Here is a 15445-nt window from a genome sequence, read left to right as displayed (position 1 = left end):
GGCAACAAGGCTATTGAATACTGAATACAGTGCTGCTAAGCAAATGGAAATGTGGCTGCCAGGGGGGAATTGGACGGCCACGGCATAGGGAGGATTCATGCAGCACCGGCAAACACTTGCTTGGGATTTGTCCAATCCGGCGCAGTTTGATGCGGGCATTCCGCAAGCCGCTTTCGCGCAATTGCGTGCCATGAAGGGGCTGGCGTGGAATCCGATCGACGGCTCGGAAACGGATGGCTTCTGGTCGGTCGGCCGGTTCGACGATGTCGTTGCCGTGTCGCGCGATACCGAGCTGTTCAGCTCGGCGGTGGGGCACATCCAGATCTATTCGATCGATGACGATGCCCTGGAGGCGCGAGCCTCGATGATCGACATGGATCCGCCGATGCACAGCCGCCTTCGGCGGCTCGTGAATCCCGGGTTCATTCCCCGTGCGATCCAACGCTACATCCCGACGGTGCGCAAGCGCGCGGCCGACCTGTTGGGTGCCATGCAAGCGCAAGGCGGCGGTGATTGGGTCGCAGGCCTGTCGAAACCGATCCCGATCGGCATTATCTGCGATATGCTTGGCGTGCCCGAGGCCGATCGGGACCTGATGATCGAATTGACGGACCATCTGGTCGCCGGCACCTCGGCCGAGCCGCTCGATCCGCATGCCTACGGCAACACCACGCCGCTGCGGCTTTTGCCCTTCAACAGCCCGGCCGCCCATGCGCTGAGCGAATATGCCCGCAAACTCGGTGAGGAGCGCCGCGCAGCACCTCAGGACGACCTGGTTTCGCAGCTGGTCTCGACCGAGATCGACGGCGAGCGGCTGACCGACAATGAGTACACCAATTTCTTCCGTCTGCTGATCTTTGCGGGCAACGAGACGACACGTACGGCTATGTCGCATCTGGCGTTGCTGATCGCCGAATATCCCGATCAGTTCAAGAAGCTGCGCCACAATCGCGACCTTGTGTCGAACGCAGTTGAAGAGGTCGTGCGCTATTCCTCGCCCATACTCTACTTCCGCCGCACCGCCACCCGCGATACCGAGCTGTCAGGCACGCCGATCAAGCGCGGCGACAAGGTGGTGATGTGGTATGCCTCAGCCAATTTCGATGAGACACGCTTCCCCGACGCGCTTCGGTTTGACGTGACCCGGCCCAAGCTGCCCATTCATGCCGGGTTTGGCGGCGGCGGTGTGCATACCTGCCTGGGGGCAGGGCTGGCGCGACTGGAACTGATCGAGCTTGTGAACGAAATCCTCGACCGCAATCTCAAGATCGAGATTGTGGGCGAGCCGGAATATGTGCAGACCAACTTCGTCAACGGGGTCGAGCACCTGAACGTGCGGCTTTCGGCATGACGGGCAAGTTTCACCCATACACTGTCTTGTCGCGGCAGGAAGAAGCCGTAGGCATCTCGTCTTTCTGGCTTCGGCCCGAGGGCACAGTAACGGCGCGTGGTGGCGAGCATCTGATCGTCGAGGCGCTAGTTGGCGATGGTAGCGATGCGTTGCGGCGCGAGTACTCGGTTTCCGGGGTTTTGGACGGAGCTCTTCGGCTGACGGTCAAGCGCGAGGGCGCACCGAAGGAGCAGCCCGATCTACCGCCGGGATGCGTCTCAAGCTGGTTGCACGACGAGGTGAAACCGGGCGACATCCTGCGCGCTTCGGCGCCGCGCGGCGAGTTTCGGTTGCGCGAAGGTTCAAGCAAGCCGGTGCTGCTGTTCAGCTGCGGGGTGGGGATCACCCCGATGATGATGCTGGCCAAGGAGTTGGCGGGCGCGTCGCGTCGCGTGGCCTTTGTCCATGTCTGCCGCGATGGCGCACATCATGTATTTGGACAGGAGATCCGCGAGCTGGCGGCGCGGGCGGTGAATATGAGCGTACATATTTGCTATAAGCACGGCACCTCCGATTGCGCCGGCTGTGACAGCACCGGCGACCTAGACCGTGACCGATTGGCAGCACTTCTGCCCGGAGGCGGCTGCGAGGTTTATCTCTGCGGGCCGGGCGCCTTCATGCAGCGCGCCTATGACATGGCGCTGGATCTGGGCGTTAGGGCCGAAGATATTCGCTACGAGCTGTTTGGGCCTTCCTCCGACTTCACCCCGCGCCATGCTCAAAGCAGCGACACGAGCGACGGCCCGCTTGTTACGTTCACCAAATCCGGGATCTCGGCGCGCTGGTCCGCTGATGTCCCCTCGCTTCTGGATTTTGCCGAAGAGCAAGGCCTTTATCCCGATTATTCCTGTCGTTCCGGTAGCTGTGAAAGCTGCAAGACACGCGTGGTGAGCGGCGATTTCGACTATCCGGTCGAGCCGTTCGAGCGGCCCGGCGAGGGGTATGTGCTGCTCTGCTGCGCACGGCCTACCTCTGATCTGAAGCTGGAGGTCTGATGCGCGCTGGAGCAAGAGCCGGCACGTGATTATGCCTTCGTCGCGTCTGGAGGGACGCGGCGGAAGAGGCGAATGAAACCATAAGGGAGGGAAGTTCATGTCTATTTTGGAGGCGGGCAGCGGACAGCTGCGCAAAGATGCCATGGGCATCTGGCATATCGTCTTTTTCGTCGTCGCAGCCGCAGCGCCACTGGCAGTGGTGGTGGGCGTTTCGCCTTATGCTTTCGCTGCTGGCAACGGCACAGGAGTTCCGCTGACCTTCATCCTGGTGGGCGCGATGTATCTGCTGTTCAGCGTCGGGTTCACCACGATGAGCGCCCATATCGGCGGGGCGGTATCCTTTTACCCCTATATCGCCAAGGGACTTGGCAAACCGATGGGGGTGGGCGGCGCGCTGGTTTCCATCGCCTCCTACATCGCCGTTCAGCTCATGGCCATGACGCTGTTCGGTATCTTCTCGAACGCGATTGTGGCGCAATACACCGGGGTCGATATTCCCTGGTGGATCTACTGCATCACGCTCAATGTCGCGGTCTACCTCTGCGGGATGCGCAAAATAGAGTTCTCGGGCCGGGTTCTGGGCGTGTTCATGATCGCCGAAGTGCTTGTGCTGTCCCTGCTTGGTATCGCCATCCTGGCAGCCGGGGGCGGACCCGAGGGCATCACGCTGGCGCCATTTGGGATCAGTGCGGTCAACTCGGGCAATCTCAGCCTTGCACTGGTGTTTATCGTCTCGGCCTTCATCGGGTTTGAGGCCACAACGATCTTCGGCGAAGAAGCGCGTGAGCCGCGCAAGACGATCCCCATCGCGACCTATCTGGCGGTAGCGATCATCGCCGTCTTCTACGCGTTTTCGACCTGGGTCATCGCGCTCGACTACGGTCCCTCCAACATCGTGGCGGCGGCCGAGGCAAACTTCACGGGGCTCTATCAAGTCTCGATGGAAAAGCATCTTGGCGGCTTTGCCGGCGTGGTGTTGCAGGTCCTGATGATCACCAGCCTGTTTGCCTGCGTGCTGTCCTTCCACAACACGATCAACCGCTACTTCTTCGTGATTGCGCGTGAGGGGCTGTTGAACGCCAAGATGGCTGCGACCCATGCCGAACACCAGTCGCCACAGGCTGCTGGGATCGTGCAGATGATCATGGTCGCTGCGATCGTTCTGGCCTTCGCCATGGCCGGGTTGAACCCGGAGGTGATTGTCGGCCTTTGCTCGGCCTTCACCGCAATCGGCATCCTGATGATCCAATGCGTCGTCTCTGTTTCGGTGATCGCATATTTCAGCAAGGATCATCGCGGTGTGAATGCCTGGCGGCGGCTGATTGCGCCGGCGCTGTCGACAGTCGCACTGATGTCGTGCCTCTACCTTATGGCCAGCAATCTCGCGCTGGTCAGCGGCTCGGAGTCGATCTTCGTCAAAGCCTACCCGCTTATCATCGCCGGGATCTGCCTGATCGGCGTCGTGTTTGCGCGCTGGCTGAGGACAGCCCGGCCCCAGACATATGCGAACCTCGGACGCGTATTCAACTGACGTCAAAAGACCACACCGCCGGAGCCTCGACTTCCGGCGGCGGCAGCAACCAAAATAAGGGAGCGGTGACCGGCAGGTCGCCAATGAAGCAGCGATGAGCAATCAAGCAAGCAATCACAACAAGCCCGTCTTCGACCTGCCCCCGGGCACCCATACCGTGTCGTTCGGATTCGGCGATATGAACGGCATCATGCGCGGCAAGCGCATTCCGGCAGCGCATTGGCCATCCGCCTGCGAGAACGGCATCGCCATCATCGGAGCGATGTTTGCGATGGATATGACCTGCGACATCTGGGAAACGCCGTTCTGCGGTTTCGACAACGGCTATCCGGACATTCACATGTTTCCGCTGGCCGCCCCGGTCGCCTGTCCCTGGGAAGAAGGCGTGGCGATCTGCCTGGCCTATACCGAAGGCATGGATCACAAGCCGGTTCCGGTCGACCCGCGCAATGTGCTCAAGCGCCAGGTCGAGCGCGCCAAGGCCATGGGCTTTGACGTGCTGGTCGGCACCGAGCTTGAATTCTACCTGGTCGACCCGGAAACCAAGTTGCCAAAAGTAAAAGACAATCAGGTCTACGGCATCAATCGTTCTGCCGAGCTGGAGCATGTGCTTGGCCCGATCCGCAACCACCTGACGGCCATCGGCATCCCGATCGAACAATCAAACCCCGAATATGCGGCGGGACAAGTCGAGGTGAACATCCGCTATGACGAGGCGCTGATCGGCGCCGACCGGGTGATCCTGTTCCGCAACATGATCAAGGACATTGCGCGGCGCGCAGGATATCTGGCCACCTTCATGGCCAAGCCCTTCATCGACCAATCGGGATCTGGCTTCCACACGCATTATTCGTTGTGGAAAGACGGCAAGAACGCCTTCGCCAAGGACGGCACCATTAACAAGCTGGGTCTGTCGTTCCTCGCGGGGATGCAGGCGCGGATGGCCGAGATGTCCTTGGCTGTCTCAACGACGCCCAACGCCTATCGCCGCCGTGTGCCGGGCTTGTTCTGCCCGATCAACACCGCCTGGGGCTACGACAACAGAACAGTGGCGTTGCGGATCATCGACGGCAAGGACAGTGCCGTGCGGATCGAAAAGCGAGACGGGGCCGCCGACTGCAACCCCTACTACCTGCTCGCTTGCGAACTGGCCGCCGGCCTCGACGGCATCGAGCAAGGCCTGTCGCCCAAGGGCGAACCGACCACTGGAGATGCCTCGAAGCGGACCGATGCCGATCCTGTGCCCACCACCATCGACAAGGCGATCGAACTGGCCAAGGCTTCGACCTTCATGGAAAGGGTAATGGGGGACGGTCTGGCGATCCTGATCCAGCAGGCCGAGCGTGAGCGGGATTTCGTTTATCGGCAAGTCACACCGGTCGAACGCGACCGCTACATGGGCAACCTCTGACAAGACCCTGCGCGGGCTCTGGCCTGCGCAGACAGCCCAATCGAACCCCCACCTGGGCACGCAGAGCCCGGGTGGGCCGAAGCGATCAAACTGGAAATGCCCTGGCGCAACTGCAGGTCCGGGCCGAGGAGTTGAACGATGGGTCTGATCGACGGTTTTGGCGCACCTGTGTCGCACGGCAACAGGGCATCGGTTGACGCCTTTCATACTGCGGCGGTGCGAATGCTGGGCTATGCGCCCGACCCCGGCGCGATGATCGCGGCAGTGCTGGCCGAGGACCCCGATTTCATCATGGGACGCTGCTTTCAGGCGGGACTGCTTCTGACCGCCTCAGACAAGCGTTACCAGACTGATCTTGCGCGTGAATTTGCGTTGCTCGAGCGTCTCGCGCCCCAAGCCAATAAGCGCGAGCTTGGTCATATCAAGGCAATCAAGCTTTGGCTTTCGGGTGATTTCTACGCCGCCTCACAGGCTTATGCCGACATTCTGCTCGACTGCCCGCGCGACCTCTGCGCGCTGCAATTCGGCCACCAGACCGATTTCCTCCTGGGGACTGCGAGTTCCACACGCGACCGCCCCGCGCGGATCATCCATCATTGGAGCGAGGACGACCCGGAATACTCCTACATCCTTGGAATGCTGGCTTTCGGGCTTGAGGAATCGGGCCACTATCCCCAGGCCGAAGAGATGGCATTGCGCTGCGTCACACTGAACCCGCTGGACACATGGGGCGTGCACGGCTTGGCGCACTGCTATGAGATGCAGGGCAAGACCGAGCTTGGTATCGCCTTCATGGAGCGATGCGAGGAGAACTGGGCGGGCGAGAACTACCTCTCGATCCATAACCGCTGGCATCTCAATCTCTATCACCTGGAGAACTGCGATTTCGACAAGGCTCTGGCGATCCACGACCGCTACATGACGGTCACCAAGGATTCGGCGCTGATGGACATGCACGACAGCGCCGCGATGCTATGGCGGCTGGCGATGGACGGAGTGGATTGCGCCGAACGTTGGACCCCCTTGGCCGAACGTTACACCGAAGTCATCGACCAAGCCTATATCGCGTTCAACGACATGCACGCTATGATGGCCTTTGCCGCGACGGGCCGCGAGGCCGAAGCGCAGGCGCTGATTGCCGCTCTGGAAGCCAATGCCGAAGGGCCAAGCACCAGTTCCATTGTCATCCGCACCGCTGGGCTTTCGATCGTGAAGGGGTTTCACGCGTTCGGTCGGCAGGACTACACGTCTGCCAAAACGCTCATCTCCAAGGCGCGGCATTCGGCGCATCTGTTCGGCGGCTCGATCGCGCAGCGCGACGTCATCAACCTGACATTGATGGAAGCCGCGATCCGCTCCGGTGACCGGGCGATGGTCGAAGGTCTGATTGCCGAGCGCAGCCTGATGAAGCCCGAAAGCCCGCTGACCGACTTCTTCCGCAAGCGCGGTTCGGAAGCAGCAGCACACTGACCAGCCGCATGGCCGACGGAACCGGCCGCACGGGTCTTTGGCATCGGCCACACTCCAAAAAGAGGGTTCCACCATGCGTCCCTGCATCGGCGTCATGTCTTGTTCATGCGATTTTCGTGGCGAACCAGGCGTGTATCTGCCCAGTCGCTATGTCAGCGGAATCTCGGAGCAACTCGATGCCGACATTCTTCTGATTCCGCCTATCCCCCCAGCGGCTCGGGCAGGGTCTGTCCTGGCGAGGTTCGATGGCATCATCCTTACCGGCAGTCCGTCGAACATCGAGCCGGCACGATATGGCGCGAGCGGCGGCGCCGGCCCGTTCGACCCTTCACGCGATCACGTTGCCCTTGATCTGATCCTGGAGGCCAAGTGCCGCCGGCTTCCCGTGCTGGGGATTTGCCGAGGGCTGCAGGAAATCAATGTCGCCCTGGGCGGCACGCTGCAGGACGGGCTTGGTGCCGACGATCGGATGTTGCGCCATCACGCTCCGGCCGGTACCGATGGTCCAGGCCAGTTTTCGTGGAGCCATTCGCTTGATGTCGCGCCGGACAGCCTGCTTCGTCGAGAGCTCGGAACCGGCGTGGTGGAGATCAATTCCATCCACTACCAAGGCATTGCAACACTTGGAGATGGCCTTCGCATCGAGGCCTTGGCACCGGATGGTGTCGTGGAAGCGGTCGCGGCTGACGACTACCCCATCTTCGCCGTGCAATGGCATCCAGAGATGAGCGTCGAAAGCCGCGTGTCGCAGGCGGTCTTTTCGATCTTTGCCCGTATGTTCGGCTAAGCCAAAGTTTCCGAATATCGGCCGCAGGTGTGGCAGCTTGCGGATGGGCCGGACTTTGTTGTCAGGCGAGGGTGGAAAGGACGACTGCGGCGAAGGCTGCGATCCACACGGTTTCCGCCACAATGATAGCCATGGCTCGGGGGCCGACTTCGAAGAAATCCTTCAGCGACGTTTTCATGCCGAGCCCGGCTATGGCTATCACCAACGCCCAGCGCGACGCATCGGCCAGGGCTGTTGAAGCCTGCGCTGGAATCAGACCAACACTGTTGATGATCACAAGCAAAACGAAGCCGATCAGGAAAAGCGGAAATCGAGCGCGCGCGCCCGGTCCCGAACGCGTCATGAGAAGGGTGATGGTGGCAACCACGGGCACCAGCATGGCGACGCGCAACAGCTTGACGATGGTGGCCGTGTCGCCGGCCTCCTGCGAGATCGAGTAGCCGGCGCCGACCACCTGAGCCACATCGTGCACGGTCGCGCCGATGAAGATGCCGGACAGCCGGTCATCGAATCCAAAAAATGAAGTCAGAACAGGATAGGCAATCATGGCGACCGTGCTCAGCGCGGTTACGGCGACAACCGTGAAAATCGTGTCGCGCTCGGATATGCCGTGCTCTCCCTTGGGCAGGACAGATGTCAGCGCCAATACCGCCGATGCGCCACAAATGCCGACTGCACCGCCGGTGAGAATTCCGAATGCGACCGGGCGACCGAAAAATCGGCCGAGGCCGGCGCCCAGAAGAATGGTTGTCGCCAGGCCGCCGATCGCCAGAAAAATCGGGAGAGGTCCGAGCGCCAGCATGTCCGAAAACGTGATGCGCGCTCCAAGTAACGCCACGCCGATCCGCAGAACCGGCCTGGAGGCCAAGGCGACGCCGGGAATGAACTTTCCAGCCGGATCAATGAAGTTGAAGGCCATTCCCAACAGCAAGGCGAACAGCATGACTGGCGCGCCATAGTGGATGCTCAAAAAGGTCGCCGCCATTGCGACGGTCAAGCAAAGCACCATGCCGGGCATGATTTCGCGCGCACCCTCGGGCGTCAGAAAACGCGGCCAGACCAAGGTCGTCATTGCTGTCCGGCTCCACTGAAATAGGCTCCAGGATCGAGCCTGGGCTTCATCGGCCCTGCGTTGCTTGTTTTATGGGGTGTGCGCAGGCCAGCCGGGTTGGCTTTCACGCCTTTTCCGCAAGGTCGCGATAACCGTCGCGTGACTGAGGCAGTTTCATCTCGAGAACTGCCGAGGCCACCTGATTGCGCAGCATCTGCGCCGTGCCGCCGCCTATCGTGAACATGCGCGCATCACGAACCATGCGTTCCATGGGCAAATTGCGCGAATAACCCATCGCGCCATGGATCTGCAGCGCATCATTGGCAACCTTGATCGCCGTTTCAGATGCCAGGATCTTGGCCTGGGCAGCTTCCTGCATGCTGGGAAAGCCCGTCCCGGCATTGATCGCCGCCTTGTAGATAAGTGCCTGCGAGGCGGCGAGGCCAATCGACATATCCGCAAGCATCCATTGCAGACCCTGGAATTCGGCAATCGGTCGACCGAACTGCTCGCGCGCCCTGGCGTAGTCGCGGGCGATCTCGAACGCACCTTGGGCGATTCCGTGGGCCACGGTCGCAGCACCGACGCGCTGGGCGTTGTAGGCACTCATCAAGGCAGCGAAGCCACGGCGGAAGCCATGGGGCGAACGCACGACCATGGCTTCGGGCACCTCAAGATCCTCGAAATGCAGATGGGTCTCGGGAATGCCGCGCAGGCCCATGGCCGGCTCGCGTTTGCCAACCCGCAAGCCTTGCGATTCTCCACGAATGGCGATGAACCCGCCAATGCCCTGTTCTTCACCGTTTTCGATGACGCGGGCAAAGATCAGGTGCACCTTGGAGACGCCGCCTCCGGTGATCCAGTGCTTTTCGCCGTTGAGGATGTAGCGGTCGCCTTTCTTGACCGCTGTCGTGGTCATCTCGGTTGCAGCACTGCCTGCGCCCGGCTCGGTGATGCAGATTGCCGGTTTGTCACCTGCAAGGACGTAAGGCGCGACCAGCTTCTTTTGGTCGTCAGAACCGTAAGCCATGATCGCGCCGATGCCGCCCATATTGGCCTCGACCACGATACGTCCGGTGACCCCGCAAGTTCGGGCCATCTGCTCGATCACCAGGACCGCATCCAGATAGGTCAGCCCGCGACCGCCATATTCCTTCGGGATCGTCATCCCCATGAAACCGGCCTTGGTCAGCTTCTCGATGTTGTCCCAAGGGTACTCTTCGGTGCGGTCGACTTCCGCAGCTCGCGCACGAACATGGCCTTCGGCGAGATCGCGCGCTTGATCCTGAAGCAGTTTTTGGGCGGGGGTGAGCTGAAACATGGAGTGTCTCCTTGTCTGGGTTAGCTTGCGACGGGCCGGCGCTTGCGATCGGCGGGCTGGTTCAGAAGTTCGGCGAGCACTGCTTTGGTGTCTGCCCCGCAAACTGGCGGCGGACGACGATAGGTGACTGGCGTCTTCGACATCTTGATCGGGTTGCCGATTAGATTGACAACGCCGCCGCTTGCGAGCGGGTGAGGCATGGAAATCTTCATGTCCCGCGCCGCGACCTGATCGCTGTCGAAGACATCCTGCAGCGTATTGATCGGTCCGCCGGGAATGCCGTTTGCTTCCATGCCGGCAATCAGACTGTCCCTTGCCAAGAGACGCAGCTTCTCCGCGACCATCGGGATCAGGGTCTCGCGATTGGTCAGCCGGGCGGCATTGGTTGCGAAGCGCTCGTCAAGCCCAAGCTCTGGGGCTTCGATGAGTTTGCAAAAGCGTCGATACTGGGTGTCGTTGCCCACCGCCACTATGACGTGCCCATCGCTGGTTTCGAAAACCTGATACGGCACGATGTTGGGGTGCTGGTTGCCCCGGCGCACCGGGAGCTTGCCCGAAAGCAGATAGTTGGCGCCCTCGTTGATCAGCCACGAGATCTGGGCATCGACAAGGGCGATGTCGATATGTTGTCCCTCTCCGGACATTTCGCTGTGGCGCAGGGCGGCCAGAATGGCGGTCGCCGCATACATGCCAGTCATGACATCTGCGATGCCGACCGCCACCTTCGTCGGCTCGCTGTCGGCTGGGCCGGTCAGGCTCATGATGCCACCATAGCCTTGGGCGAGCAGGTCATAGCCCGGCTTGTCGGCATTCGGGCCGGTCTGGCCAAATCCGGTGATCGAACAATAGACCAGGCGTGGAAATTGTTCTTTCAGGTCGTCATAGGAAAGCCCGTACTTCTTGAGCCCTCCAACCTTGAAATTCTCGACCAGGACGTCGCAATGCACCAGCAGTTTGCGAACAGTACCCGCTCCTTCCTCGGTGGCGATATCGAGCGCAACCGAACGCTTGTTGCGGTTGGCGCAGAGGTAGTAGGCGCTTTCCCCGGTGGCATTGCCGCTCTCGTCTTCGACAAAAGGCGGCCCCCAGGCGCGGGTATCATCACCGGCGCCCGGCTTCTCGACCTTGATGACGTCAGCACCGAGATCGCCCAGAAGCTGGGTGCAACTCGGCCCGGCGAGAATCCGGCTCAAGTCGAGAATGCGAACCCCTGCGAGCGGTCCTTGAATATGCACGCTGCCCCTCCTGCCCAGTCGATTGCGCCCGCTGCTTCAGGGCGCCCGTCAAGTTCCGAGCAGGCATAATGCGAATAAAACATGGACAACAGCGAGATATTATATAATTTAGCGTGAGAAAATTTTACACTATTTGTGACCCATGAACCTTCGCTTTCTTCAGGCCATTGTTGCGATTGCCGAACAGCCCAGCTTCACTGCGGCGGCCAATGCCCTTGGCCTCAGCCATTCGGCCATCAGCCTGCAGGTCAAGACGCTGGAGGAGGAACTGCAGCTTCAGATCGTTGACCGCAGCACAAGACCGCCGACGCTTACCGACACCGGCCTTGCACTGGTCGAGCATGCCAGGCGGATGCTCAAAATTGCTGATGATATCCGCGCCCTTACCAGCGACGACAGTCTTGTCGGCACTGTGACGATCGGCGTCGTGCCATCAGTGCTCGTGAACCTGATCCCACCCGCCCTCGCCAGGCTTCGCCTCGCCCATCCAAAACTGCTTGTACGTATCCGCAGCGGACTTTCAGGCGAACTTGCCCAAGCCGTGCGTAACCGAGAGATAGACCTAGCGGTTGTTTCGGAGCCGCGCGTCCTGCCGGACGGGCTGGCGTCCTTCCCGATCTGCAAGGAGCCCCTGAATGTCATCGTCCCGCTTTCGATAGCGGAAGCGCCGGACGAAGATGTTCTGCGCGCTTATCCCTTCATCTGGTTCAACCGGCGAACCTGGGCCGGACAGCAGATCGAACAGCATCTTTTCGAGCGAAAGATTCATGTTCAGCCGGTGATGGAGATTGATTCGATCGAAGCGGTGGAATCGCTTGTCACTCATGGGCTCGGTATCTCGATCACGCCGACCCGCGTTTGCGCACCCGATAGCGACAATCAACTGCGGCGCATCCCTTTCGGCACCCCGCAAAAACATCGTTGCCTGACGATGGTGATGTTGGAGAAAGGCCCGCGTCAGCGGCTTGCCGAAACCCTTTTGCACGAACTTCAACAGCTCACCGGCCAAGGCTGAGTTCGATAGTCAGTTATCGGAAGAACGCAGGTGCCAGGTGCAATTGGGGCGTTGGGAAATCCAATCTTTCAGTTGTGCTGCTGGGCCCGACCAGAACAAGCCACAACCTGGCTAGCGTCCCCGGTTAAGGTCAGGGCATGCGTAGGGTTCAAGGCCGCAGGGCGCTGACGGGACAAACCGGTGTGGGATGCGTTGACATCCTTCACCATCAGATCGATCAGATAGGCTGAGTCCGATTCAGCGTCGTCTGCATTGATGCTCGGCATGCAAAGGCCGCACTTTCAGTCCGAATGAACGCACCTGCCGCGAACTTCGCGCGTAGGGCGCGGTGGGTGTGTCGAGCAAGCGGCTTCTGAAGAAGCCTTCATGCCCCCAAGTCTTGCAAAAAAGTTTTCGACAGAACAACCGTTCGGATTCGCCTGGTAGGAGAAGAGCGGCCGCTGGCCGGAACCTATGCCCAATCCTCAACCCTGAGCCCCGGGACACGCTCGAATTCGCGCCGGTTATTTGTTACCAGGATCAAGCCTTGCGAACGTGCGTGCCCTGCAATCATTTGGTCATAAGGGTCTATCGGCGTTCCGGTCTTGGCCAGCTCTGCTCGCAGTTGCCCCGTGTGCGTGGCCGCGTCCGGGTCATACTTCAGCACCTCAAGGCGAGCAGAAAACCTTCGATGACCGCAAGGTTCCTCTCGGGAACCGCGGACTTTTCCGCGCCGTAGATCAGCTCCATCAGGGTCACTGCGCTGATGCAAAGCTGCCCATGATGACGGTCGAAGGCCTCCCGGACAGTCTGCGGCTTGTTCTTCACGGTGAAGATGCAGATGTTTGTGTCCAGCATGTATTTAAGCATCAGAGCGTCTCGCGCTCTTGATCTCCGGGTTGCTCTCTCTCAGTCATAAAGTCGGCGGTGACGGCCTCGCCATCGAACCAACTGCCCCAAGATTCTCCTGCCGGCGAAATGATCCTGGTCCTGCCAATTGCAACCACGTCGACGCGCTTCACATCGTCGGGCAAGGCAACGGCCTTGGGCAGGCGTACAGCTTGACTGCGGTTGCTTTGGAATACGGCACCTTGTTCCATGGCTGACCTCACGGGATATGTTCAATGTATATCCAAAATATCCCAACTCGAGCCCGCTAGGTGCGGCCTGGTTCAATGAAGGGGCGCGACCCCTTCATTGATAGGGCAGGAGCCGGTCCCAAGCCAAGCGAGCGCTCGCAATTGTCGGCTCGACACGAAGCAAATCAGCCATCGCCCGATGCGCGTCCTTAACAATGCCGAGCATGTTGGAGATTGGGAACGCTCAGCCCTGGCGACCGCCTACCATGGTACTCAGCTCTCCCAGACACTCGATCGACAGCGAAATATGGTCGCCCTCCTTGAGGTATTCCCCGTGGCCATGCCCGACACCAGCTGGGGTGCCTGTCGCAATCACGTCGCCGGGCATCAGTGTCATGACCGAAGAGAGATGTTCGATGATCGGACCGATGCCGAAGACCATGTTTGCGGTCGACGAGTCTTGCTTGATCTCTCCGTTGATTGACAGCCGGATCGCAAGATTCTGCGGATCGGGCACGAACTCGGCCGGTGTGATGAGCGGTCCCAGCGGACCAAATCCGTCGAATGACTTGTGCAGAATCCAGTCGAGTCCGACGCCGGGTGTCGGTTGAGATATCCAGTCGCGGGCCGAGATGTCGTTGAACGGGCAATAGCCCGCCACCACATCGAACGCATCCTTGGAAGATGTGCCGGAGGCCTTTTTGCCGATGATGATTGCAAGTTCGGCCTCCCAGTCCACCATCGAGGCCATGGTCGGCAGCCGCAGCGTCTGTCGATGACCGAGCAATGTGTTTTCGGGCTTGACGAAGGCGAACGGTCTCCCGGTGGGCGCGCTGCCGCCCATTTCCGCGACATGGTCGTGATAGTTGATGCCAACGCACACGATCTTTCGAGGGTTCGGAATGGCGGGAAGCCATTCCAGACGGTCGAGGTCGAGGGCGCGCGCGCGCGTTGAGCTGCCGGCCAGCATGGTCAGGATCGGCCGCCAAATGTCCCAGCCGTCGATAAGATCCCGGACGCCTGTAGGCGTCGTGGGGGTGGAAATCCCGGCTTCCGCGATCACTGCGTCCAACAAGTAAAGCGCGTCGTCGACTTCAATGACCGTGGCCGGGCGGCCATCGACGACGACCGTACCAAGCCGCCACCGAGGTGCCCCGATGGGCTCTGCCTGGGAAAGATCGGTCTGTCTGGATGTTTCTTGCTGCATTGAAACCTGCGTCATCACAGAAAGCTCTCCGGTGGCATTGTCCCCCATTCGTCCATCGATCGCGGGTCCAGGGCCGACCAACGCATCGGCGAATAGGCCTCGTCGTCAAGGATCAACTCTTCTTCCGCCGAGTATTCGACGATGTGGCCGGCCTGGTCGCGGAAATAGAAAGCAATGTTGTGTCCAGGACCATGCCGGACAGGCCCCCACAGCAATTCGACTTTGCCATCGTCCCGCATCTTCTCCCAAGACGCGAAGATTGCTGCGCCATCCTTGAGTGTGAACTGCACGTGATGGAGCCCATTCGTGGCTGAATTGGCCACAGCGAGGCAGTGATACAGCTTGCTAGCCCGGAAGAAGGTCAACAATGGAGTGGTGTCGGGAGCCTCGATGCGAGACGATTCCATCAGTCCGAGAGCACCGGCCGCGAATGCCAGTTCGGCATGCACGTCGCTGCATCTAACGACCACATGGTCGCAGTTGAGAGGGTTGCGCCCTACAGCTGGACGCGGCGTGGCGGCTGCAACGGGGACCTCGGGAGTCGATCCGGTGGTCAGCACAATTGCATGGCCGGCAGGCGTGCTGAAGCTCAACGATCTCCCTGGGTTCCACAACGATGGTTCGCTTCGTGTGAACACCACTTTGGAACGTGCCAGATGTGCCGACGCCGCATCGAGAGCAGCGTCGTCCCGCACGATGTACGAGATGTGGTCGAGCCCACCCTGACCCGGCGTGTAGACGAGGGAGTAGCGATCCGGGCCGGCAGCCGCGAGATATTGGCGCCCATCGTCATCACGCCCGGCCAAAGTGAAACCCATATGGTTGACGGCGAATTCTGCCGCAGCACTGGGGTTGGGAGCATGCAGTGCAACGTGACCGGCTCTGTGGATGCCCAATCCGGCTGGTCTCTTCAACGGCCGTCCGGCCTTTGGAAAGATCGTCGGGTGGGACTTGTTTTCTGGGGACATGGATAC

The 15445-nt window shown here is 60.4% G+C and carries 13 protein-coding genes and 2 pseudogenes; 8 read left to right on the top strand and 7 right to left on the bottom strand.

What is annotated here, in order from left to right:
* Positions 1 to 97: 97 nt before the first annotated feature.
* From AC1RTB_RS14300 to AC1RTB_RS14275, 6 genes are all read left to right on the top strand, one after another.
* Complete coding sequence (locus tag AC1RTB_RS14300; RefSeq protein WP_492881329.1) at positions 98 to 1351, top strand: cytochrome P450; 1254 nt, start codon at positions 98 to 100, stop codon at positions 1349 to 1351.
* Positions 1348 to 2385: a 2Fe-2S iron-sulfur cluster-binding protein gene (locus tag AC1RTB_RS14295; protein WP_492881330.1), complete on the top strand. Its 1038-nt coding sequence runs from the start codon at positions 1348 to 1350 to the stop codon at positions 2383 to 2385. Before AC1RTB_RS14300 ends, AC1RTB_RS14295 begins: the two co-directional genes overlap by 4 nt.
* Before the next feature lie 97 nt (positions 2386 to 2482).
* Positions 2483 to 3916, top strand: coding sequence for an APC family permease (locus AC1RTB_RS14290; protein ID WP_492881331.1), 1434 nt, complete (start codon positions 2483 to 2485; stop codon positions 3914 to 3916).
* Positions 3917 to 4010: 94 nt separating this feature from the next.
* Positions 4011 to 5327, top strand: a complete 1317-nt coding sequence (locus AC1RTB_RS14285) for a glutamine synthetase family protein (protein WP_492881332.1) — start codon at positions 4011 to 4013, stop codon at positions 5325 to 5327.
* 138 nt (positions 5328 to 5465) lie between these two features.
* Positions 5466 to 6797, top strand: coding sequence for a tetratricopeptide repeat protein (locus AC1RTB_RS14280; RefSeq protein ID WP_492881333.1), 1332 nt, complete (start codon positions 5466 to 5468; stop codon positions 6795 to 6797).
* A gap of 73 nt (positions 6798 to 6870) precedes the next feature.
* Positions 6871 to 7584, top strand: coding sequence for a gamma-glutamyl-gamma-aminobutyrate hydrolase family protein (locus AC1RTB_RS14275; RefSeq protein WP_492881334.1), 714 nt, complete (start codon positions 6871 to 6873; stop codon positions 7582 to 7584).
* Between the two features lie 61 nt (positions 7585 to 7645).
* Here AC1RTB_RS14275 and AC1RTB_RS14270 read toward each other — a convergent pair whose 3' ends face one another.
* The 3 genes from AC1RTB_RS14270 to AC1RTB_RS14260 form a co-directional block, all read right to left on the bottom strand.
* Complete coding sequence (locus AC1RTB_RS14270; protein WP_492881335.1) at positions 7646 to 8656, bottom strand: YeiH family protein; 1011 nt, start codon at positions 8654 to 8656, stop codon at positions 7646 to 7648.
* A 103-nt stretch (positions 8657 to 8759) separates the two neighbouring features.
* Positions 8760 to 9956: a 3-sulfinopropanoyl-CoA desulfinase gene (acdA, locus tag AC1RTB_RS14265; RefSeq protein ID WP_492881336.1), complete on the bottom strand. Its 1197-nt coding sequence runs from the start codon at positions 9954 to 9956 to the stop codon at positions 8760 to 8762.
* Positions 9957 to 9976: 20 nt separating this feature from the next.
* Positions 9977 to 11191: a CaiB/BaiF CoA transferase family protein gene (locus AC1RTB_RS14260; protein WP_492881337.1), complete on the bottom strand. Its 1215-nt coding sequence runs from the start codon at positions 11189 to 11191 to the stop codon at positions 9977 to 9979.
* Positions 11192 to 11333: 142 nt separating this feature from the next.
* Here AC1RTB_RS14260 and AC1RTB_RS14255 point away from each other — a divergent pair.
* Together AC1RTB_RS14255 and AC1RTB_RS14250 are read left to right on the top strand one after the other, a co-directional pair.
* A pseudogene (locus AC1RTB_RS14255) lies at positions 11334 to 11456 on the top strand (LysR family transcriptional regulator); the annotation flags it as partial.
* Positions 11457 to 11543: 87 nt separating this feature from the next.
* Positions 11544 to 12206, top strand: a complete 663-nt coding sequence (locus tag AC1RTB_RS14250) for a LysR substrate-binding domain-containing protein (RefSeq protein WP_492881367.1) — start codon at positions 11544 to 11546, stop codon at positions 12204 to 12206.
* Between the two features lie 451 nt (positions 12207 to 12657).
* On the opposite strand, the pseudogene vapC reads toward AC1RTB_RS14250, so the two are convergent.
* The 4 genes and pseudogenes from vapC to AC1RTB_RS14230 all read right to left on the bottom strand — a co-directional run bounded on the left by vapC (position 12658) and on the right by AC1RTB_RS14230 (position 15439).
* A pseudogene (gene vapC / locus AC1RTB_RS14245) lies at positions 12658 to 13055 on the bottom strand (type II toxin-antitoxin system tRNA(fMet)-specific endonuclease VapC).
* The gene (gene vapB / locus AC1RTB_RS14240; RefSeq protein WP_492881338.1) at positions 13055 to 13285 is read right to left on the bottom strand and encodes a type II toxin-antitoxin system VapB family antitoxin; all 231 of its coding nucleotides are present in this window, start codon (positions 13283 to 13285) and stop codon (positions 13055 to 13057) included. Before vapB ends, vapC begins: the two are co-directional and overlap by 1 nt.
* A gap of 223 nt (positions 13286 to 13508) precedes the next feature.
* Positions 13509 to 14486 (bottom strand): fumarylacetoacetate hydrolase family protein, encoded by a 978-nt coding sequence (locus AC1RTB_RS14235; protein ID WP_492881339.1) that lies wholly within the window; start codon positions 14484 to 14486, stop codon positions 13509 to 13511.
* Positions 14486 to 15439: a VOC family protein gene (locus AC1RTB_RS14230; RefSeq protein WP_492881340.1), complete on the bottom strand. Its 954-nt coding sequence runs from the start codon at positions 15437 to 15439 to the stop codon at positions 14486 to 14488. The genes AC1RTB_RS14235 and AC1RTB_RS14230 overlap by 1 nt, the downstream gene beginning before the upstream one ends.
* Positions 15440 to 15445 lie beyond the last annotated feature (6 nt).

The organism is Aminobacter sp. GW821-FHT11F06 (assembly GCF_058808215.1).
Note: the sequence above shows the minus strand (reverse complement) of the source record. Positions and strands in the feature narration are given on the sequence as shown.